The 22961-nt window shown below is 51.2% G+C and carries 18 protein-coding genes; 13 read left to right on the top strand and 5 right to left on the bottom strand.

Translation table 11 applies throughout. The features are described 5' to 3' along the window. Positions 1–41: 41 nt before the first annotated feature. On the top strand, positions 42–1043 hold the full coding sequence (locus CF651_RS07415) for a type I glyceraldehyde-3-phosphate dehydrogenase (protein ID WP_094014220.1): 1002 nt from the start codon (positions 42–44) through the stop codon (positions 1041–1043). Between the two features lie 313 nt (positions 1044–1356). On the opposite strand, the gene CF651_RS07420 is transcribed toward CF651_RS07415, so the two are convergent. From CF651_RS07420 to CF651_RS07440, 5 genes are all read right to left on the bottom strand, one after another. Further along, on the bottom strand, positions 1357–2517 hold the full coding sequence (locus CF651_RS07420) for a Ger(x)C family spore germination protein (RefSeq protein WP_094014221.1): 1161 nt from the start codon (positions 2515–2517) through the stop codon (positions 1357–1359). After that, entirely contained in the window at positions 2514–3947 is a 1434-nt protein-coding gene (locus CF651_RS07425) for a spore germination protein (RefSeq protein ID WP_094014222.1), read from the bottom strand. The genes CF651_RS07420 and CF651_RS07425 overlap by 4 nt, the downstream gene beginning before the upstream one ends. After that, positions 3944–5026 (bottom strand): GerAB/ArcD/ProY family transporter, encoded by a 1083-nt coding sequence (locus CF651_RS07430; protein ID WP_094014223.1) that lies wholly within the window; start codon positions 5024–5026, stop codon positions 3944–3946. Before CF651_RS07430 ends, CF651_RS07425 begins: the two co-directional genes overlap by 4 nt. A gap of 154 nt (positions 5027–5180) precedes the next feature. After that, positions 5181–6191, bottom strand: coding sequence for a 4-hydroxy-2-oxovalerate aldolase (gene dmpG, locus CF651_RS07435; protein WP_094014224.1), 1011 nt, complete (start codon positions 6189–6191; stop codon positions 5181–5183). A 24-nt stretch (positions 6192–6215) separates the two neighbouring features. Next, on the bottom strand, positions 6216–7100 hold the full coding sequence (locus CF651_RS07440) for an acetaldehyde dehydrogenase (acetylating) (RefSeq protein ID WP_094014225.1): 885 nt from the start codon (positions 7098–7100) through the stop codon (positions 6216–6218). A gap of 331 nt (positions 7101–7431) precedes the next feature. On the opposite strand from CF651_RS07440, the gene CF651_RS07445 reads away from it, so the two are divergent. The 12 genes from CF651_RS07445 to CF651_RS07505 all read left to right on the top strand — a co-directional run bounded on the left by CF651_RS07445 (position 7432) and on the right by CF651_RS07505 (position 22961). After that, a complete protein-coding gene (locus CF651_RS07445; RefSeq protein WP_094014226.1) occupies positions 7432–9282 on the top strand; it encodes a XylR N-terminal domain-containing protein in 1851 nt (616 codons plus the stop codon). Between the two features lie 453 nt (positions 9283–9735). Next, complete coding sequence (locus tag CF651_RS07450; protein WP_094014227.1) at positions 9736–10920, top strand: acyl-CoA dehydrogenase family protein; 1185 nt, start codon at positions 9736–9738, stop codon at positions 10918–10920. 32 nt (positions 10921–10952) lie between these two features. Then, positions 10953–11432, top strand: a complete 480-nt coding sequence (locus CF651_RS07455) for a flavin reductase family protein (protein ID WP_094014228.1) — start codon at positions 10953–10955, stop codon at positions 11430–11432. Between the two features lie 19 nt (positions 11433–11451). Continuing rightward, positions 11452–12306, top strand: a complete 855-nt coding sequence (locus CF651_RS07460; RefSeq protein ID WP_094014229.1) for an FAD synthetase family protein — start codon at positions 11452–11454, stop codon at positions 12304–12306. Positions 12307–12320: 14 nt separating this feature from the next. Then, entirely contained in the window at positions 12321–13262 is a 942-nt protein-coding gene (locus CF651_RS07465) for a DODA-type extradiol aromatic ring-opening family dioxygenase (protein WP_179232722.1), read from the top strand. Position 13263: 1 nt separating this feature from the next. Next, the gene (locus CF651_RS07470; protein ID WP_094014231.1) at positions 13264–14115 is read left to right on the top strand and encodes an alpha/beta fold hydrolase; all 852 of its coding nucleotides are present in this window, start codon (positions 13264–13266) and stop codon (positions 14113–14115) included. Positions 14116–14228: 113 nt separating this feature from the next. Continuing rightward, a complete protein-coding gene (locus tag CF651_RS07475) occupies positions 14229–14948 on the top strand; it encodes a 2-keto-4-pentenoate hydratase (protein ID WP_094014264.1) in 720 nt (239 codons plus the stop codon). 121 nt (positions 14949–15069) lie between these two features. Beyond that, positions 15070–16389 (top strand): MFS transporter, encoded by a 1320-nt coding sequence (locus CF651_RS07480; RefSeq protein ID WP_179232723.1) that lies wholly within the window; start codon positions 15070–15072, stop codon positions 16387–16389. Positions 16390–16402: 13 nt separating this feature from the next. Then, positions 16403–18214 (top strand): methyl-accepting chemotaxis protein, encoded by a 1812-nt coding sequence (locus tag CF651_RS07485; protein WP_094014233.1) that lies wholly within the window; start codon positions 16403–16405, stop codon positions 18212–18214. 256 nt (positions 18215–18470) lie between these two features. Beyond that, on the top strand, positions 18471–19508 hold the full coding sequence (gap, locus tag CF651_RS07490; RefSeq protein ID WP_094014234.1) for a type I glyceraldehyde-3-phosphate dehydrogenase: 1038 nt from the start codon (positions 18471–18473) through the stop codon (positions 19506–19508). Beyond that, the gene (pckA, locus tag CF651_RS07495; RefSeq protein WP_094014235.1) at positions 19484–21133 is read left to right on the top strand and encodes a phosphoenolpyruvate carboxykinase (ATP); all 1650 of its coding nucleotides are present in this window, start codon (positions 19484–19486) and stop codon (positions 21131–21133) included. The genes gap and pckA overlap by 25 nt, the downstream gene beginning before the upstream one ends. Before the next feature lie 238 nt (positions 21134–21371). Beyond that, positions 21372–22961, top strand: a complete 1590-nt coding sequence (locus tag CF651_RS07505; protein WP_094014237.1) for a methyl-accepting chemotaxis protein — start codon at positions 21372–21374, stop codon at positions 22959–22961.

Here is a 22961-nt window from a genome sequence, read left to right on the forward strand (position 1 = left end):
GTATAATGAATAAGATTAATATCATACATTGGAGGGTAACCATGGGGAAAATAGCTATTTTTGGATTCGGCCGTATTGGCCGTCAATTATTAAGAGTTGCGTTGCAGGAGCAGCTGTTCGTTCCGCTTTCCATCTCGGATATTAAGGATGAAGCGACGCTTGCGGCTCTATTCGAGGTAGACACCAACTATAAACGCTGGCACGAACAGGTTTCGGGACGGGAAGGACTTATCACCATCGGCGGACGCGAGATTCTGTTCATCAATTCGTCCAAAGAGGTACCGGATTGGAAAGCCCTGGATGTCGATCTGGTTATCGACTGTACCGGCCGCGCCGTGACCCGCCCTGTTGCTCAAGTCCATCTGGACCGCGGTGCCAATCGCGTGCTTGTTAGCGGACCCAGCAAGAGCCTTGAGGATTGCGACGCCGTATTGCTGAAAGGGATAAATCTGGATAGCTTTGATCCGGATAAGCATAAGATCATTAGTATGGCGAGCTGCACGACGAATGCGTTAGCCCCGGTTGTTAAATTAGTAAGAGAGAATTTCGGGATCAAATCCGGTCTTTTCTCAACGGTCCATTCATACACGAATACGCAATCGCTCACGGATCAGCCTATGAAGGATAGACGGGATTCATGGGCCGCGGCGGAGAATATTATTCCTTCCTCGTCCGGGGCTGCCAAAGCGCTCAAATTTATTTGGAACGACCTGCAGATTACAGGAAAAGCCTACCGTATTCCTACCCGTACCGGAAGTATCGCAGAATTGAACCTTTTGACGGAAAAGCCTTGTACCGTACAGGAGGTAAATGATATGTTCCGCAGTGCCGCTCAAGAGGGCGTGCTGAAAGGCGTACTGGATGTGTTGGAAGGCGAATGGGCATCGTCCCGTATCGTAGGGGATTCCCACTCCTCTATCATTGACCTTCCATTGACGCAAGTTCAAGGGGAAATCTTATCTGTCGCAACATGGTACGATAACGAATGGGGCTACGCTTCACGGTTAGCGGAAGTAGCGGCTTATCTTGTCAATAAGGCTTAAGTGATTACCACTTCAAGAGATGACTTCTGAATGAACTCAGGGCCACTGAAGAACTGGAGGAGTGGACGGAATCGTTCTGTAGAAGCGTAAGTGTTCGCCCTTGTCCCCGGATTTTGACCGCTATAAGCGGGTTGAAATTGAAAAAATCCGGGGGCAACAGTGATCGGCAGAATGATCCATCCACGCAGCCGTAGCTTTTTTCAGTGGCCTCGAATGAATCAGGGGTCATCTTTTTGTTGTTATGGTCTGGCAAGCGATCAAGGACCGGGATGTCTTTTCCTTCAGCCTAAGCTTGCAAGGGCATCTGTACTAGCTAGGTTCTAAGCTTGTATTTACCCGTGTTATCAATGTTCATCTGAATGTTAATGGCTTCAATTGAATGTTCCGTAAGGGGAAACGCATTCGATCCGAAATATGTGTTCCATTGGGCTGGAGATTGTAACAGTAAAGCGTAGCCCAGCTGGTAAATATCCGCTTTGATGGCGATACCCTTCAGGTAGGTAGCTTTGATTTCTTTCGCCACTTCCTTTTTGGCCAAGGCAATGAGCTCAGCTTCGCTGACGTTCTGCCCCAGCTCGTTCAGGCTTCCTGCGAGGCGGATATGCAAGTTAAAGGCTAAACGCCCGTCGCGAATCAGCGGTTCGATCCGAACCTTCGGCTTGCGGATGACAAAAGTACCCACAAGCTCTCCTTGTTTCGAGGTGCCCCCTTTTATATTCAGGAAGGCTCTAACCGTATGGGGGGTTACCCATCTTAGCCCTTTTAAATTCTCCTTGTTCAAGCTTCCCCTCAGCGTTCCGTGATCAATGATCATGGCGCCCCCTATTTCCAGCAGACTATGCTTTTCCAAGTTTTCTTTCCAGGTGGACTTATTAATCGACAAATAAGGGAGCAGCGTCGTTCTGCCTTGCTCGTTATAATTGGCGAGATATCTCTGGAACTGGAGCGGCTTCACATAGGAGCTTTGCTTGTATGTGGCCTTCGGCTCATTGAGAATGGAGGCGATCGGCGATTCGTTGAAGAACGGTGTCACAGTCAGCAGCTGGTCAAGCGGCTCCGTTGTGCCGTACACCCATTTGGTATACCGTATTTCCCGGTACCTATTGGTCAAGTCATACACAATTTGGGGGCCGTGCCGAAGTGCGGCCTCACTGTAAACAATAGCATTGACATGGGCATACAACATATACTGCTGGGAGCTTTGGTACATTTTATTAACCGCCTCATTTATGGAGGCTCCGGTACTTTTGCTCACCCAGACACGGGCGCTCTCGCTCGGCTTCCCGCCCTCCTGCTTCGCTACGCTGGTGAAATCCAACAATTGAGCGTGTACGATGTATCGACCGTTGACAAAGTCAATGCCTAAAGCACTGATATAGTTGTTATCCTGAATTTCCTTGGCATCCCAGCAGCCTGACAAGAGGATGGGGAAGCATGAGACCAGGACGAGTCGCAGCAGCCGGTTCCTGTTCATAGCTTATCGTGTCCTTTGCGTGTGTTGTCCTGCGTATGAAGACTGCCTGGTCTCTTATCGATTTCCCGCCAACTCTTGGAGAGCAAGCCTTTCATCAAATCGTTTTTGGAGAAGGGCGAGGCGGGGGACATATAGGGAAGACCGAACGATTCTATCGTAACCAGATGCAGGATTGTGTAGATGCATGCCAAAATAAAACCGTACATTCCCAAGATAGCAGACGCAAAAAAAATTAGAAATCGAAGATAGGTGGCACCTCCGGACAGAGCCATATTGGATATCGTAGCTGTGGCAATGGAAGAGAGGCCGCCGATGACGATCAAGCTGGGAGAGATTAAAGCAGCGCGCACCGCCGCATCCCCGATGACAATGCCGCCTACTACAGCTAACGTTTGTCCGATGGCCCGCGGCAAACGGTTTCCGCCTTCCCTGAATAACTCCAGAATGAACAGAATCATGAAAAATTCAATCGTGGCCGGCAGCGGGAGACCGATCCTGGTTTGCGTTATCGTCGCCAGCAAAGGGAAAGGCAGCTGATCCTGATTGAATGACGTCAGTGCAATCCAGAACCCTGGCAGCAGCATAGAGATTAACAGCCCCATAAGCCGGATGGCGCGCCCGACACCCGCAATCCAGAATGGAAAGAAATTGTCCTCTGAGCTTTTCAGAATGAGAAAAAGGGTGGCCGGCGCAATCATAACCGCTGGCATTCCCTCTACGATCAGAGCAAATCTGCCTCGGGACAGGCAATCGACTGCAAAATCGGGTCTGCCTGTATACAGAACCGTCGGAAAAAAAGTAAATCCCTGTTCCTTGATATATTCTTCCAGCTGCTCTGTGCTGACCAGCGTGTCCACGTGTATTCGCTGAATGCGGCTTCGGACTACCTCAATCGTATCTTTGTTAGTCACATCGTCCAGATATAACAGTCCGACCCGTGTCGCGCTGCGCGTTCCGATCGTAAAAGGCTCCAGCACGAGGGATTCGGTTCGCAGACGCTTCCGGATTAACGCAAGGTTCGTATCGAAATCCTCGACAAATCCGTCCCGGGGACCGCGAATGGAAATATCGAGACTGGATTCTTCCGGGGATCGTTTGGGGGCATTGGACAGGTTGAGTGTAAATGCGGATGCTCCGGCCCCCCAGAATAAAACGACCTTTCCCGAAAATACAGCCCTCGATAACCCGGCTGCAGTAATCTCCTCCAGGAACGGCTCCAGATGCAGTGCAGGAATGAACGGGATTGGCGTGTAAGTGCTTGAATGCAGCGCTGGAATGACCGATTCATACAACTGCTGGCCATCGCAGAGATGGCTGCAATAGAGTAAGAGAATGGGTTCCCCGCCCGCAAGCGAATGATGTTGAATCGTCACATCCGGCGTATTGCGAAACCATTCCCGCAGCGTGTCTTCCTTCCAGATGGTTGTCATGTCGCTCTCCCTTCCTTATTAATAAATAAGGATCGTCCCCACAGGATGAAAGAAAGTGCCGCTATACAAAGCACGAACGCAGGAATATAGTATTCCGACATCAGTGTGATAAATGCGTTATCCGATAAGGGGAAGATGCCGAATAAGCCGATAGCGGCTCCACTCAGCCACACGATGATCCTTCTCTGGCCTTTGATAATTTCATGAAGACATTCGGTCAGCATCCATATCGATAATGCAATGCGTATGAAAGCCCCGGAGAGCCATTGGAAGATCGATAAAAAATCCATGTGCTCGATAAACCGGCTGAGCTGCAAAATTCGCCATTGCTCATAAGCCGGGTACCTCTGTTTAGCAGCCTCTTGAACGCCGAACTCTGCAATAGATCCGGTCAAAGGGCCGATGGTCAGGATGGCGATCATGACCGACAGTGTGAGAAAGAACGAGTAGCTGATTTTATCTGAAACCCGATGCTGAACCAGAACGATTAGAAACAGCTCGCTTAAGCCGCTGACAGCATAGATGAAGCCGTGCAGCACCGGAGACCAGCCGTGGAGCAGCACCGGTCTCAGCAGTGTGTAATCCTTATGCGGGATGTTTCCCGACATAACGAAGAAACCGAACAATACGACAAAGGGCAGCAGGATGCCCGAGGATAGCGCCAGTGCTTTTAATCCAAGATTTACCGATTTCATGCACAGCAGCAGCAGGGCGAGAACAATGACAAGCATCGGTGTGTTCGGCAAATAATTGATTTTGGCCCATTGGGCCGTCTCCTTCAAGGTGGTCGCCCCCGTACCGTATACGATGAGAAGGAGGGGCACCAGCACGAACCAGGACCAGCCCTTGAAATGGAGCCGGAGCCACGAAAGTAACGACAAGCCGTTCATTCTTTTGAGGATATAAAGAACGATAGGAAACCATAAAAAACTGCTGATGCAGGCTAAGCTGACAGTAATCCATCCGTCTTTTCCCGAAGTATCCAGCAGGATGGGGATGACCGTCACATGGTTCAGCAAGCCTGAAGAAAGGATCACAATCATTGCAAGCTGATAGCTTGAAATTTTTTTCTCAATCACGGATGGATCTCCTTCCCAAGCGCGTTATTCAGCCTTAGATTGCATCGGGAAACTGGAAACTATTCCATTTCAGCAAAAAAAAGACTGTTGAGCTTGTCCTCAACAGTCCAGGGTTTCGATGATGATGATGATGCGGGTGGTCATTTTAGCGGATTTACTTTCTTGCGGCAATCTCGGCGGCAACATCCAGGATCATATCTTCCTGGCCACCGACAACCTTGCGCTTGCCCAATTCGATCAAGACATCCCGGGAGTCGACTCCGAGCTTGACGGCAGCCCGTTTGGCATGCAGCGCGAAGCTGGAATAGACGCCGGCGTAGCCCAGAACCAAGCTGTCTCTTTTGATCTCCTGAGGCGTAGGCAGAATCGGAGCGACGATGTCCTCGGCCAAGTCCATCATCTTGTACAAGTCGATTCCTGTCGGAATGCCCATGCGGTCGAGCACGGCGACAAGCACCTCCGTTTGGGTATTTCCAGCGCCTGCTCCAAGACAGCGTACGCTCCCGTCGATGCGGGTTGCCCCTTCCTCGATAGCAACGAGCGAGTTGGCCATGGCGAGAGATAAATTGTTATGGCCGTGAAAACCGATGTTGACACCTATATGCTGTTTAAGCGCGCGAATACGCTCACGAACCTGATCCGGCAGCAGCGCCCCAGCAGAGTCTACGACATACACTGTATCTGCGCCGTAGCTTTCCATCAATTGAGCCTGCTCGACTAATTTTCCGGTTTCGGCCATATGGGACATCATCAGAAATCCTACGGTTTCCATGCCCAGCTCCTTGGCCGCTGCAATATGCTGAGGCGCTACGTCCGCTTCCGTCACGTGGGTGGCAATCCGCGCCATCTTGGCGCCCAATGCTGCCGCTTCCTTCAGCTCCTTGACCGTTCCGATCCCGGGGATCAGAAGCACCGCGATTTTGGATTGATCGGCAACGGAAACGGCGGCTTCGATGAGCTCCAGCTCATTCGTGCGCGAAAGGCCATACTGCAGGGACGATCCTGCCAACCCGTCTCCGTGCGATACCTCGATATAGGGGACGTTCGCATCGTTCAACGCTTTGGCTACCCTCAAAACTTGCTCTACTGTATATTGATGGGCCAGGGGATGGCTTCCGTCGCGCAATGCGACCTCCGTGATATAGACGTCTCGTTTATTGGTCATTGTCCTTCTGCTCCCTTCCGTGGATTAAATAATCGAGTGGGACAATTGCCTTCTTGCAAATTCCTCCGCAACCCTAACGCCTGCCGCGGTCATGATATCCAGATTACCGGAATATTTGGGCAGGTAATCTCCTGCACCCTCGACCTCAATGAAAATCGTCACCTGATTGCCGTCGAACATCGGCTCTGTTCTTAAGCGGTATCCGGGCACATAAGCCTGAACGGCTTTCACCATGTCATAAATGGACTTCGTAATTTCTTCGCGGTCCATAGTCCCCTCTTCAACCAAAGCGTAGACTGTATCCCGCATCAAGATGGGCGGCTCCGCAGGATTCAGAATGATAATAGCTTTCCCCTTCTTCGCCCCGGCGACCTCCTCGATGGCTCGGGCAGTGGTGTGGGTGAATTCGTCAATGTTGGCGCGGGTGCCTGGTCCGGCGCTGCGGCTCGAGATGGTTGCTACAATCTCGGCATATTGTACCGGGCTGACGCGATGGACGGCATTTACCATAGGAATGGTGGCTTGGCCCCCGCAGGTGATTAGATTAATGTTATCCGCTTCCAAATACGCTCCCAGATTTACCGCTGGCACCACCAGGGCTCCTACGGCGGCTGGAGTCATATCGATCACTTTTTTTCCTGCTTGCTTTAACGATTTTGCATGCCGGATATGAGATTTGGCTGAAGTCGCATCAAACACGATATCCGCCAATTCCGGCTGTTCGAGGAATCCCTTGATGCCGTTGTCAATAGTATGGAAGCCCAGCTCTCTGGCACGGCGCAGCCCGTCGGAAGCGGGATCGATGCCTATGACGGTAGTCAGCTCCAAAATTTCGGAACGCATCAGCTTTATCATCAGATCGGTACCAATATTTCCTGAACCCAGAACGGCGACTTTCACTTTAGCCACAGCTATTCCCCCTTAAGATTCGTCTTCAAGGCTTCTTGTAAACGATTGCAATTTCTTGCTTTGCCATCGCTTGCTTCAGTTATAGTCTAATAACTTTGACGGGAAGAGACTAGAACAAGGATTGTTCATCATTTAGAGGGATCACAGCGAATTTTGTCCCTGCTTGAGGAACAGGCAAGACGCAGCAGACCTTTTATGATGTGCAAGGTGAAGCATAATTTTGGACATACTTAAAGAGAGAATCTCCAATGTTTGCGTTTACAAATCCATCTCCTTTGTATTATTGTTTGATTGCAGCACTATTCCATTGTAAAAGGGAAGGGACTCCGGCATGACAATCAAAGTCTGTGAAGAAAGCTATAACCACAGCGTCACGGCAGATGAGCGCAAAATAACGACTTCCTCATCGGCCTTTGGCATTCTTCGGCAGCAGCTGGTCCGGAATATCGGAATCGACAGAATGAAGGGCTTTCTGTTCCATTTCGGGTGGGAAATGGGGATCAACGATGCGAAGGAAGCGATGAAAACCGAATCGTCCCTGGAGGAGCTCATCAAATATGGGCCTATTCTTCATATGGAAAGCGGCCAAATCCGCGGCATCCAGCATCAGTGCGTCGTGAAGAAGGAAGAGCAGGGGAAAGTCCTCTCCGTCCTGGGAACCGGTGTATGGATCGACTCGTATGAAGCAGCAGAGCATATCAAGCGGCTGGGTATTTCCAAGACACAGGTTTGCCACACGTTGATCGGCTACTCCAGCGGGTTCATGTCGACCATCTTCGGAGAGCAGCTTCTGGCTCGGGAAATTACCTGCGTAGGCCGAGGTGATGCCGAGTGCCGCTGGGTCATCAAGACTCAGAAGGAATGGGTGCAGGAGAAGGATGAGGAGCTGCATTTCTACGATGAAACGCCGATCGTCAAGGAGCTTCAATATACGTACGATCAATTGCTCGAGCAAAAAAATATCGTGACGAGGCTGTCGGACTTTCAAAACAAATTAACGGAGGAAGTCAGCAACGGCAGCCAGCTGAAGGCGATAGCCGACATGGTTTATAACCTGATTCATGTTCCGATCGTCATGGAGGATACCGAATTTGAAGCGATTGCTTATGCGGGCTTGACCGAGCACGAGTACTTGGAGCTAAAGGCGGATAAAGAGCAGGGGTTTGCCGCTAAAGACTCTGTCCCGTTGGTCAGAAGAAACCGGATTCGAACCGAAGCGCTGGACATTCTTATCGCGCCCATTTATGTTCAAAAGGAGATACTGGGGTATTGTTCTTTTCTGTATAAGCAGCTGCAGGAGGAGAAGCTTGACGAGAACTACCTGCTGCTGGACCGGGTAGCCAACGCAGCCTCGCTCATCCTGCTGAATGAAAAGACGAGATTTGAGTCCTTTGAACGAATGAAGGGTAATTTTCTCGATCAAATTCTGGATGAAACGTTCCCTGTTGCGGAAATAATCAAAAGAGGCAAGTATACGGGGCTGGATCTTACGCAGCCTTACTCTATCGCTGTGATGGAATACAGGCGCGCGCAAAGCTCCATCGAAGAGGAATTTCTATTGCAGGAGCAAATATTTGAAGCGACCTTTCGCTTTTTCAAGGAAAAAAAGCAGCGCCTGCTGGCAGGTCACCGGGACGGGAACCTCGTTTTATTGATAACGGAAGAGACGTCCAGGCAGACCGCCATCTATGATGTCATCAAGTCGTTTCACGATTATTTGTTAAGCAAGTACCCTCAAGGGCAATATAAATTTGGCATCAGCAATAGGGGAAACGAGATCAAGCATGCGTCGAAGGCGTATGAGGAAGCTGCGATCGCGCTGAGGCTGACGATGAGGAAGCCCGTTGTTCTGTTTCAATCGCTGGGTATCGTCGGGGTGTTGATTAATTCCAAAAATCAGAGCGGCATTACGATGATCGCCGAGCAAGAGCTGGGCCCGTTATACACCACGAAGGATTCCAAAGCAAGAGAGCTGCTTCGGACGCTGTATATCTTTTTGCTTAACGGCGGGAAGCTGGAACAAACAATGGCGGACCTGTCTTTATCGATGAGCGGGCTGAGGCATCGAATCGAGAAGATTGAAAGCCTGCTGAACAAGGATCTCCGGGACCCGAACGAGACTTACCAGCTGCTTCTGATCATGAAATCCTTGATCGCTCTTGGGGAGCTGGATATGGAATAGATGACTAAAAAGGTATACCACCTGGGCTTGAGGCCACTGAAAAACTGGCGGAGTGGACGGAATCGTTCTGTAGAAGCGTAACGTTCGCCTTTGTCCACGGATTTTGACCACGATAAGCGGGTTGAAATGGATAAAATCCGGGGACAACAGCGATCGGAAGAAGGATCCGTCCATGCAGCCGTAACTTTTTCAGTGGCCTCCCTTGCTTCGGGTGGTATTTTTTGCGTGGGCAGGCTGCCTTTGACAATGAACAAAAACTATCTATCTTCGGGGAGAATGATGGACAATTCGTGCTCTAGTCGCTCACCCTGGAACGATTTAAACTATAGATAAGACGGTGATGACAAGACATGATGCTTCTTTGAAAGCGATGCCAATTTTGATCATGAGACAGGTCAGCTTAGGCTGGTGACGAACAAGAAACCGTCAAATGACTACGAAAGAGGTGTACTTATGAGTAACCTGGTATTGAAGGAACAAAATGACGTGGTGGCTCAAGTACTGGACGCGGCAGAAAAAGTTGGTAAATTGGCGGAGCAGGAAGCGCTTGAGGCGGAGGCAAATGCAACGATTTCCGAAAATGTCATCAACCTCATGAAAGAAACGCAGCTTTCGAGGCTGATGCTTCCCAAGAAGTACGGTGGACCTCAGATCGATTTGAAAACGTTCGCACAGGTGGTCCGTAAGGTAGCCAACTACAATATTTCCGCTGCATGGCTGGCGTACCTCTATCCTCTTCACAATATGCTGCCTGCTTACCTGCCGCCTGCAGGAAGAGACGAGGTTGTGAACCAAGGCGGCTTGATCTGCGATATTTTCGCGGCATTGGGCAAAGCTGAAAGCGATGGTGACGGGTACCGGATCAGCGGCAAATGGAATTTTGTCAGCGGTGTCTTGTTTAGCGACTGGGTCGGCGTAGGCGTCATGATCACGTTTCCGGGGAAATCGAAGCCGGAGTTTTGTCTGCCGATTGTGCGGAAGTCGGAAATTCAAGTGGTGAACAACTGGGATACATTCGGGCTGCGGGGAAGCGGCAGCAATCAGGTCATTGCCGATAACGTCTACGTCCCTATGGAACGCATTCTTCGGCTGGAAGCCGCTGAGAGCACCAGAAGACCGCCGGAAGCGGATTATGATAAGGAATATCCTTACTACCACGTGCCGTTCTATCCTGCATTTTATCTGGGCTTTCCGTACATGGCTCTCGGCGGGGCTGAGCGTATTCTCGCAGAGTTCAAGAAGCTTACCGAAAACCGCGTTCGCTTAATGGATGGTGTCCGCGAAAGCGAGTCTCCTCGAAGCCAAAGAGTATTGGCTGAAATGACAACTGAATTTCATGCGGCCGAGGGTCTGCTGGACCAATATGTTCGCTTGCTGGAAAACTATGAGCAGAACGGCGCGTCGACAAGCCCGGCCGAATTTTTTGCAATCCGGACCAAGGCCATCAAGATGTGTACCGATATCGCGGTCAGAGCTCTATTGACGCTGGGTGGCGGAGCCCTTTATAAAGGGGGAACGATGGAGCTGTTCCTTAGAGACATCATAGCCGTGGCTACACATAAGACGTCATTATATGAAGATTCTGTCGCCGCTTATGGTAAAGAGCTGTTCGGTTTTGATAGCGGAGTCAGAGGGTAAGGGGCAACGGATTATAACAGGGGGCATTTCATATGGAGGATCGTGAATTTCGAAGAGCAATGGGGAAATTCGCTACAGGGGTAACGGTCATTGCAACCGAAAGCGAGGGAGAAATTCATGGCATGACTGCAAACGCTTTCATGTCCTTGTCTTTGGAGCCCAAGCTGGTTGTCATTTCGATCGGGGAAAAAGCGCGGATTTTGAACAAAATCAAACAAAGCCGGATATTTACCGTTAACATTTTAGCGTCGGAGCAGCAGGAGCTGTCAATGATCTTTGCCGGTCAGCTGAAGGAGCACCGTGAAGTCGTGTTCGAGCGCCTGGACGGAAAGCCGGTTTTGCCGGGAGCGGTGGTGCAAATCGCTTGTGAGCTGTCGGGGGAGCATGTCGAAGGTGACCATACGTTATTTATCGGTAAAGTAACCGGCATTAAGCTTGAGGAGTCGGAGCCCCTTATTTTCTATAGCGGACGCTACCGCTCCTTGATAGAGGAGCCGCCTGCCGCACAGTAAGCGGCAGAAAGGAGACGGTATGGAAACGATCTATTTGAACCGTGACAATTTACAGCGATGGCAGCAGAGGGCTGAGCCGAATGTGATGGCTCTCGGATGCTTTGACGGTCTCCATCTCGGGCATTGTGAAGTGATCCAAACGGCATCCATGAAAGCGCAGGAAATGAACGTTTCCTTGGCCGTTATGAGCTTTTTTCCTCATCCCAAGTCGGTGTTATCCGATGGAAGGGTTCGAGTGGATGCCTTGATGCCGCTCTCCGAGAAAGAAAAGCGGCTTCGGAGTCTCGGTGTAGACCGGTTTTATATCGTCGCCTTCGATAAAGCGTTTGCCGCGCTTCCACCGGAACAGTTTGTTGGGCAATATTTGTTGGCGCTCGGTGTCGTCCATGCCGTCGCAGGCTTTGATTTCTCTTACGGCGCGAAGGGAGCGGGGCATACAGACCGGCTCGCGAGCGATGCCGGAGGCCTGATCGGAGCGACCAAAGTCGAGAAAGTGGACTACAGGGGGGAGAAGATTAGCTCCACCTGCATCCGGGAGAGGCTGCTGCAAGGGCGGGTGGAGGAGCTGCCTCATTTTCTCGGGCAATGCTACAAGAGCTTGGGCGAATGGAACGGGAGCGGGTTCAGACATGACGGAGAATGCATGCTTCCGGCTCCCGGCCGATATGCCGTAACGATAACGGATGACTGCAGCAGGCTGCAAACGGAAGTCATTGTCAAGAGCAATCAAGTCCAATATGCAGGAGCACCGCTGGCTTTGTCCAAGGGTACGGTCACGATGGAATGGAACCGCTGCCTGCACGATGAGCCAAGGGGGATCCTGACGGAGGACACGAAGCAGTTTAGATGGAAGCAAGCAATTTCACACATGTAAGGGGGAACGGGAGAATGGCTGAAATTATAGCAGGTATTGCCATGTCGCACAGTCCAATGATCATGACCAATGAGGCCGCTGCCGGGGACAAGGGACAACGCTTTATTCAAAAAACGGCGGAAATGAAACAATGGCTGAAGCAATCAGGCGCAGACATTTTGGTGCTGGTATCGGATGATCATTTCAATAGTTATTTTTACAACCATATGCCATCCTTCACCATTGGTATCGGCGAGTGCGAAGGATGGGGAGATTGGCAGCTGCCCAAGTACCAGGTTCCTGTCGAGCAGGAGCTGGCCAAGCATATTCTGCTTACCGGCCTGGAGCATCATGTTGATTTTGCCTTCACCTTATCGATGAAAGTGGACCATGGGCACACGCAAGCGATTTATTTTCTAAACTCGGAGCTCGGTATTCCGGTCGTTCCGATTGCAGTGAACACTTCGGCGCCGCCTCTGCCGACGATGGAGCGGTGCTTCCAGGTAGGGGAGCAAATCAGCAAGGCGATCCGGTCATGGGACTCGGACAAGAAGGTAGCCCTCGTGGCATCAGGCGGACTGTCCCATTGGGTACCCATTCCGAAAATCGACAGCCCTAAGCCGGAGGATCAAGATTTGATTCAGGTTCTGAAAAAAGGCCGCGAAGAAATCAAGCAGCTGGACGAGTACTTGAAAACAAGAGAAACGAGAGTGACCCGCATTCAATCCGGACCGGTGAACGAAGAGTGGGACAGAGAACTTTTACGGCTGATCACGGAGCAGGACGTTCGTTCCCTTAGACAATGGAGCGCTGAATTTATTGAAGAGCACGGCGGCAATGGAGGACAGGAAATACGCAATTGGCTTGTGCTGCTGGGGGCGCTTCAAGGCTTCGACGCGGAAGTCGCTTATTATGAGCCGATTCCAGAGTGGGTAACGGGCATGGCCATCGTACAATTCAAGCAGGGGAGAGATTAAGATGACGATTTGGAACGAATTCGCCGATTTGGAGTTTAAGCTTTATTATATCCAAGCCAATGGAATCAAAACCAGAGTTTTGGAAGCGGGTCAAGGTGAGCCTCTTATTCTGCTGCACGGGACGGGCGGTCATATTGAAGCCTATGCCAAAAATATTCGCGGCTTAAGCGAGAAATTCCGCGTCATTTGTATCGATATGGTTGGACACGGCTACACAGAAAAGCCGAATCGCCCTTACGGCATCGACTATTACAGCGATCATCTGCTGGGGGTTATCCAGTCTCTGGATTTGAAGAAGGTCTTTGTTTCGGGAGAATCGTTGGGCGGCTGGGTAGCGGCATGGTTTGCCGCTCATCATCCGGAGTATGTGATGGGTTTGGTCTTAAACACCCCGGGGAATGTGAACAACAAGCCCGATGTCATGCAACGGCTGAAGGAATCGACCTTGAAGGCGGTGCTCGAGGCCAACTATGAGAATGTAAAAACAAGATTGGAATGGCTCATGTACGACAAAAGCCAAGTGACCGAAGAGCTGATCGAGGCGCGCTATAAAATTTATACCCAGCCGTCCTATCGGGAAGCCGTTCACCATATCGTCTATCTTCAGGATATTGAAGCAAGAAAACAATACAGCTGGGACCCGTCGTGGTGCGGCAAAATCAATGTGCCTACCTTGCTTGCGTGGACCGATCATGATCCGACCTCGACGGTGGAAGAAGCCAAGCCGATTCAGGACATGATTCCGAACAGTGAATTAAGCGTGATGCTGGACGCCGGTCATTGGCCGCAATGGGAGAAGCCCGAGGAGTTCAACCAGATTATTATTGACTTTTTATTAAAGGATAAAAACTAGGAAGCAGTGTCATCATATTGCTATAGAAAGAGGTTTTTCCTTTGACGAATGAAGCCAAAGTTGTGATAGATCAGGCCTACCGGCATTTGCTGCAAGCGGAAGAGCGGAGACAAATGGTCGCGCCGTTGACGGATATATATCCCCATCTAACGGTGGATGACGCCTATCAAATTCAATTGAAGGGAATCGCCCGCAAGCTGGGAGAAGGCCGTCAAATTGTAGGCAAAAAGATTGGCCTCACGTCGGTCGCCATGCAGGAGCTGCTGGGAGTGGACCAGCCGGATTATGGCCACCTATTGGACCATATGGAAGTAAGCAACAGGGGGATGATCCCTGTGAGCAGCTTGTTCCAGCCAAAGGCCGAAGCGGAGATCGCTTTTGTACTCCATACGGATCTGAAGGGCCCGTCTGTCACTGTGGAGGATGTACTGAACGCAACGGAGTATATCGTTCCCGCATTGGAAATTGTGGATAGCCGAATTACCGATTGGACCATTAAATTAGAGGATACCATCGCAGATAATGCATCCAGCGGTCTCTTTGTATTAGGGAATGAAACCTTTTCCGCCAAGGAAATGGATTTGACGAAAGTAACGATGGATTTGCTTCGCAACGGGCAATTCATCAATAGCGGGTCTGGCTCGGCCGTCCTGGGTAACCCGGCAGCATGCGTAGCCTGGCTGGCCAATGCCTTGCATGACTACGGCGTCAGATTGGAAGCGGGAGAAGTCATTTTATCCGGTGCACTTTCGGCAGCTATTGCAGTACAGCAAGGAGATCGCGTGACAGCGGATTTCCATCATCTCGGTACAGTCGAAGTGACCTTTATTTAAACTTCCGGCCACGATGGCGCAAGTCTTCGGGATTTGCGGATCAGCGTTTATGCGTTCAGCGGGTTTTCCAAGAAGGGAGACTCGCTGAACTTCATTACCTTTAAGAAGAGAGGCTATGAACATGGATGAAATGAAAGCGTATACAGGAACGCGCACCTCGGGTAAGGCTTGGATGATGATTGTATTCTTGTTTGTTCTCACCGTCATAAGCAACGCTGATAAAGCCGTCATCGGCTTTGCATCCGTGAAGATTATAGACGAATTGGGCTTGTCTCCGGCACAGTGGGGACTTGTCGGCAGCGTATTTTTCTGGTTATATGCAGTATCGGCCGTGCTGATGGGGGCATTGTCCGACCGGATGGGAACCAAGCTTACTATCACCATCATGGCCGCTGTTTGGGCGGTAGTTCAATTTTCAACCTTGTTTGTGTACAGCTTTTCGTTTTTGCTGATTACCCGGCTTATTCTGGGGGCAGGCGAAGGTCCGTCGTATTCTTTGGCGATGACGACAGCCTCCAAGTGGCTGCCGAAGGAAAAGCTCGGGCTTGGCCTAACGCTGGTTTCCATCGGAGGCCCTCTCGGGGTAGCGATGTCCGCGCCGTTATTAATTCAAATGATTACAGCCTTCGGATGGCGTTCGGCTTTTTTGGCTACAGGGATTGTCGGCTTGATCTGGATCGCTTTGTGGGTCTTGTTTGCCAAGGAGAGCCCGACTTCCGCTAAGACCACAGAGACCCCTGCCAAGGAACAGGCTGTGCCCGCTGCAGCGCCCTCGAAATTTATGCCGATCTTGTTCTCCAGAAGCTTTATCATCATTGCGTTGTGCGGACTTGCGACTTATTGGTCCTATACAATTGGTCTGGTATGGCTCCCCAACTATTTTGCCAAGGTGCGCCATTTGAGCGCAGGGGAATTGAAGGTGGCGGTGACTTTGCCGTGGATTATGATCACGCTGTCCCAGCTGCTGTTTTCTTCCGTTTCGGATTGGCTTTACCGTAAAACGAGGAACATGGTTCGTTCCCGGGTGTTTATTCTGGGGCCGGTGCTGATCGCCGCGGCATTATGCTATTACTTCGGGACCGTCGTGGCTTCCAGCACACTTACTGTGGCTTTGCTGTCCCTGGGACTTACCTTCGGCTGCATTACGCTGGTCATCGGACCGGCTATTCTGGTGGATATCGTTCCGGCGATGCATCAAGGTAAAGCCCAAGGCGTATTTATGGCCTTCGCCTCCCTCGGCGGCGTCATTGCTCCGTATGTTACGGGCAAGCTGGTTCAGGTTTCCGCCGATCAGGCGACCGGCTTCAATAATGCGTTCCAGCTTGTCGCTTTGATTTTACTGGTCATCGGTTTCTTTGCCTGGGTTGCGGTGCGTCCGAAAGAGAGGGAAACGGGCGCTTTGCTGTCCCAGGAGCTGACAAAAGTTCCCGACACCCATTAAGGGGGAACCGAAGTTGAATATTGGGGTACGAATAGGCCGATGGTTTAGGATCAGAACGCTTCGCGTCAAGCTGATTTCCGTTTCCTTACTGCTGCTGGCAGCGCCCAGTCTGACGATAGGACTTGTCGGTTATCATCTGTCCAAGCAATATTTGAACCAGGCCGGAGAAGTTCAGTTAAGCAACGAGGTTCGGCAAATTATCGGCATGATTGAGCTGATGGATGCCGAGGTCGCAAAAGGCTCGCTAACGATGGACGAAGCGCAGGAAAACGTGAGAAGGTTTGCGCTGGGAGCCAAGGACAAGGAAGGCCACCGGCCCTTGAACAAAAATATTCGTCTCGGTGCCAACGGGTACCCGTTTATATTGAATGATCAATCCGTCAGCCTGGCTCATCCCTTCATCGAAGGGCAAAATACGGCAAACATTAAAGATGCCGGAGGGAGCTTGGCTCTGGATGAGGAGATGGGTCTGCCGATCACCCAAGCGTTTATCCTGAAAGCGAAGGCGGGCGGCGGATTTACTTATTATCATTGGGCCCTGCCGAACAGCACGAAGCTGGGGATGAAGATCACGTACAGTCAGCAGGAACCGCGCTGGAACTGGATTGTGTGTGCAAGCACGTACATGGAGGATTTCAACAGCAGCGCAAACCAAATTTTGTATGTGCTTATGTTCACGCTCGGTTTCTTTCTTTTGGCCGGCGGCGTTCTGGTTTGGATTCTGGCCAACCAAATGACCCGGCCGATTGTGAAGGTGGCGTCGCAGGTGAAGCGTATTTCGGAAGGGGATCTGACCGTTGAGGCGATTCGCGTGAAGAACCGGGATGAAACAGGGCAGCTGGCGGAGGATTGCAATAAGATGACAGTCCACTTGAAGCATTTCATTTCGGAGGTCGGACAAAGCGTCCGGTTGGTGGCCGAATACTCCGAGCAATTGTCGGCAAGCGCGGAGCAGACCAGCAGAGCGAGCGAGCACATTGCCCAAACCGTGCAGGATGCGGCGGCAGGCTCGGAACGGCAGGCCAAGAGCGCCGAGGATAGCTATCGCGTTATGAATGAGATGTCATCCGGCATTCAAGGGATCGGCTCGGAAGCGCAGCTGATGTTGACGGGGGCAGTCGAGGCGGCAGACAGAGTAGCGGCGGGCACCGAGGCGGTGTCCCGGTCTGTCCGGCAGATGAACGCGATTCAACAAAATGTGAAGGAGCTTACCCGCGTAATGAGAGAAGTGGGGGCTTGCTCCCAGGAGATCCGGAGCACGATCCAGGTGCTCACGGAGATTGCCGCATCCACAAACTTGCTGTCGTTGAACGCTTCGATCGAGGCGTCCCGTGCCGGTGAGCAGGGCAAAGGGTTCGCAGTGGTAGCCCGGGAGGTGCGCAAGCTGGCGGAGCAGTCCTCCTTATCAGCGGAGCAAATAGGTGATGTGATCGTTCGGATGGAGAATGTAACCGAGCAAGCGCTGCGGTCCATGCAAGCTACGGCCCGTGAAGTAGCGCTTGGAATTGATGTCGTTCAATCGGCGGGAAGCTCGTTTGAAGCGATTCAGGTATCTGTTGAGAAGGTTTCGGACCAGATGGAGCATGTGTCTGCGATGGCACAGCAGATGACGGCCGGTGCCGTGCAAGTCGTGGGATCGACCCGGCTCGTCGCTGAGGTGGCGGAGGCGGCCGTTTCCGGTATGAGCGAAGTGATGGCGGATACCGAAGAGCAAATGGCGTCAATGGAGGAAATATCGGCTTCCGCTGCAGCGTTGGCCAAAATGTCGGAGGATTTGCTTGCTGTCGTAGCCCATTTTAAATATGAGCCTCCCAGCCGCAAATAGCGATAGGAGCATGGAGCCTTGGAATCATTTCTAAGGCTTTTTTTGCGCAGATAACCTTGAAAATTAGCGCGGTCGTTTATCCTTGTTGAAAAATAGAGCATTCTATTTGATATATTATGTCACAAATCCGTCATCTTTTTGTTGATTCAAAAGTTTTTGATCCGTTATAAATACTTTTTATTGTACAATATTCGTTATATAGTATACACTAAAAACATATAAGACGTCATATATAACACCTCAGGGAGGAATCACAATGAAACCAGGATTAGGAATTAGCGGCATGGGACGAATCGGAAGACTGCTTGTTCGAATGATCTGCTCCAACAAGCAAGCTGCGAATCAATTGAAAGTCATTAATAGCATTTATCCTGTAGAAACGATTGCTCACCTGTTGAAATACGATACCGTTCATGGTCGCTGGGATGCCGATATCGCCGTCATGGACGGAAATCTCGTCATTAACGGCAATGCCATCCGCATTACGTATGAGAGAGATCCCGCCGATATCGCCTGGGCCCGTTACGGAGTGGAGCTGGTCGTGGATGCGACAGGCAAATTTACGAATCGGGAGGGAGCCGGCAAGCATCTGGAAGCCGGAGCGTCGCACGTCTTGGTTACGGCGCCGGGCAGCCAGCTGGATTTGACCGTTGTGATGGGAGTAAACGATCACCGCTTTGACCCGCGGGAGCATCGGCTGTTATCGGCAGCCTCATGCACAACGAACTGCCTCTCTCCTGTGCTGCATGTACTGGATCAAGCCTTTGCTGTCCAATCAGGCTGGATGACGACGGTGCATTCCGTTACATCCGATCAGAACCATCTGGATAACCCGCATAAGGATCTTCGCAGAGCCCGCGCGTGCATGAGCTCGATTGTCCCTACAACGACCGGTGTCGGGAAGGCGCTGGCCGACGTGCTTCCGCATTTGTCAACGAGCATTCAAGGCATGTCCCTCCGAGTGCCGACGCAGGACGTATCGCTTATCGACCTGACGGTCATGGTGTCGGAGCCGACTACGCTGGAGCAAGTGAAAATGGTGCTGAAGCAGGCATCGCAAGGGAAGCTTTCTCCTTATTTGGGCTATACCGAAGAGCCGCTGGTTTCCTCCGATTATATCGGCTGCTCCAAGTCGGCTGTCATCGATGGGGAGTCCTTGATGGTAATGAACAACCAGATTAAAGTACTGGCCTGGTACGACAATGAGTGGGGCTACTCCAGCCGGGTTGTAGAACTGGTAGAGCTGATGACAGAAAGGATGAGCCAGCTATGCAAAACACCTCTCATGGCCTAGATTTAGGAGCCATCGTCTGCAAGCATTGTGAAGAGCTCATCGATACGTTTGACGCTGAAAAAGTGACGACCTACTATTCGGATTGCCAAAGTAACGAATGCAGGAAAGGAAGAAGCCGTGTGAAGCAGCATCGTAATTTATCCGTTTCCGAGCTGATCCAAAAAGCTTTGGAGCGGAACGAAGGCACCCTGGCGTCGACTGGCGCGCTGCGGGCTTTAACAGGAAAGTATACGGGGCGTTCCCCCAAGGACAAATACATTGTGCAAGAGCCTTCCGTATGGTCGGCAGTTGATTGGGGAAGCGTGAATCAGCCTATTTCCAGAGAGAACTTCGACCGGCTTTATGAAAAGGCACTCCGCTACATGGAGGACAAGGAGCTTTACATCTTCGACGGCTTTGCCGGAGCCGATCCGCTGAACAGGCTTCCTATCCGGGTCATCAACGAATATGCTTGGCACAACCTGTTCGCCCGCCAGCTGTTCATCCGCCCGACAGACGAGGAATTGAACACCCATCGTCCTGCGTTTACCGTTATCGCGCTGCCTGGCTTCAAGGCGGATCCTGCTGCGGACGGCACGCGTTCCGATACCTTCATAGGTATTTCCTTTGAGAAAAAGGTCGTGCTTATCGCGGGAACCGAATATGCCGGTGAGATGAAAAAATCCATTTTCAGCGTATTGAATTACCTGCTTCCTTCCAAAGGCATTATGCCGATGCACTGCTCGGCCAACGTCGGTGAAGCGGGAGACGTAGCCCTGTTCTTCGGCCTATCCGGTACCGGCAAAACGACGCTTTCGGCCGACAGCAACCGAAGATTGATTGGTGATGACGAACACGGCTGGACGGACCAGGGGGTCTTTAACTTCGAGGGCGGGTGCTATGCAAAGTGCGCCAATCTTTCCGAAAAAAATGAGCCTCAAATATGGCGCGCTATCGGGCAGGGCACGGTTTTGGAAAATGTAGCCCTGGATCCGACAACGGGAGTCGCCGATTATTATGATACCCAGTTGACGGAAAATACACGCGCCGCGTATCCAATGGAGGCTATTGCCAATGCCGTCATTCCTGGAATCGCAGGCCATCCCAAAGTGATTATATTCTTGACGGCGGATGCTTTCGGCGTCCTGCCTCCGATCGCGAAGCTTACCAAGGAGCAGGCGATGTATCACTTTTTATCAGGGTATACCTCGAAGCTGGCCGGAACGGAGCGGGGAGTGACGCAGCCGGAGGCTACATTCTCTTCTTGCTTCGGAGCGCCGTTTCTTCCGCTGCACCCTTCGGTTTATGCCAATATGCTGGGGCGTAAAATCGAACAGCATCAGGTCAGAGTGTACCTGGTGAATACAGGCTGGACCGGAGGGGCATATGGTGTAGGGAAGCGGATGGACCTGGCCCATACCCGGAGGATGGTCACGGCTGCTTTGGATGGAAGCATCGAGCAGGCTTCGTTTACGGCGGACCCGATTTTTGATTTACTGTGCCCCGATACGGTCCCGGGGGTTCCAAGCGAAGTGCTGCAGCCCATGAACACCTGGTCCTGCAAGGACTCTTATGAGAAAGCAGCACGTCAATTGCTTGAGCTGTTCAAGGAAAATTATAAGAAGCATACCGTGCTTCAGGATTAACGGTATTAGCTCATGAATAAAATAGCATCTCTCCAAAGCTGTCGGCAGCTCGATTTCGAGTCCGGCAGCTTTGCTGCGTTTACGTTAAAAAGGAACAAGGGCATAGGTCACAAGAGGGAAGACCTTGCATGTGAGGGAAACATTTCCGAAAATATTGTCGAATTAAGGAGGGATTTATCGAAAAAAGTCGAATTGATGGGATTATATTGAAAATGAACTTATTACAGGGGTGAGACGAATGAAATGGTTTATCAATTTGAAAGTGTCGGTGAAATTAATCTCTTCTTTTCTGGTTATTGCCCTGATTTTGGCTGTGGTCGGCATCTATTCCATTCAGAACTTACATATGATGGAAGGCAATATGCAGGAAATGTACGGCAATAATCTGATCTCAGTCCGCGATCTTTCGGCCACACAGATCAATTATGAGAAGCTGAAGGTAAGGCTGCGGGATATCAGCCTGGCGCAGACCAAAGAGGATAAGGACAAGGTTGCCCAGGAAATTCCGGCTTTACGCAAAGAGCTGCTGGATAAAATGAACTCTTACCAAAATACCGAACTGACCAAGCCGGAGCAGGATCAAGTGAAGGCCTTCCAAACGTCGTATCCGGTTTACGAAAAGCTGTTTGACACCGCGATTCAATTGGCATACCAAAAGGATCCGTCGGAATTCATCAAGTTTAAAAACGGCCAGCTGGCCGAGGAGGAAGGCAAGGTGCGGGACAGTCTCGTCAACCTGATCAGTATTAATGTGAAGCTGGCCGAGGCAACGAAGACGGAATCACTGGCAGCCTATGATTCGGCACGCACAATTACCATTATTGTGGTCATCGCTTCGTTTCTTTTCAGCATCGGGATGGGGTATGCCATTGCCCGTTCTATATCCCGGCCGCTCAACAAGATGGTTTCTCTGGTCTCCAAGGTGGCCGGCGGCGATCTTCGGGAACAATCCGATATCGACAGTAAGGATGAGGTCGGCCAGCTGTCTGCCTCTCTGAACCGGATGGTGGATCATTTAAGGGGGCTGATCGGCGGTGTGATTCAATCTTCGCAAAGTGTTGCTGCCGCGTCGGAGCAAATCTCCGCAAGCACGCAAGAAATTGCAGGCAGCAGCTCGAGTCAGGCACAATCGGCTACCTCGATTACGGAGCTGTTCAAGGAGCTGTCCTTAGCCATTGATTCGGTTGCCCAAAGCGCGGAGCAAGCCGCCACGCTTTCCGATGCGACTGTGCAAACGGCCAAGGAAGGCGGAAGCGTCGTCGAAGCCTCCATTGAAGGCATGAAGCAAGTGAACGTGTCCATGTCCCGATTGGAGGAGGACTCGCTCAAAATCGGAGATATTATCGAAGTGATTGACGATATTGCGGATCAAACCAATCTGCTTGCTTTGAATGCGGCGATTGAAGCCGCCAGAGCTGGAGATCAAGGCCGGGGCTTTGCGGTGGTAGCCGATGAAGTCCGGAAATTGGCGGAAAGAAGCAGCCAGGCGACCAAAGAAATCACCTCCATTATTAAAGCGATGCAGCAGAATACGAAGCAAAGCGTCATGGCGGTGACGGAGAGCGTGGCCCAATCGTCCCGGACCGGGGAGGCTTTTACCAAAATCGCTGCCATGGTCAGTGAATCCTCGCAGAAGGTCAATGAAATTGCTGCCGCTTGCGAAGAAGAGGCAGCTCAAGCGTCCGAAGTCATGAGATCGGTGGAAACGATCGCGGCAAGCAGCGAGGAGTCGGCGGCGGCATCGGAAGAGACAGCGGCAACCTGCCAGTCATTGGCCCTGTTAGCCGATGAATTAAATACCTCCATTGCTATTTTCAAGGTTAACTAA

Origin of the sequence: Paenibacillus rigui (assembly GCF_002234615.1) — a bacterium.
In the GTDB taxonomy this organism is placed as follows: domain Bacteria; phylum Bacillota; class Bacilli; order Paenibacillales; family NBRC-103111; genus Paenibacillus_S; species Paenibacillus_S rigui.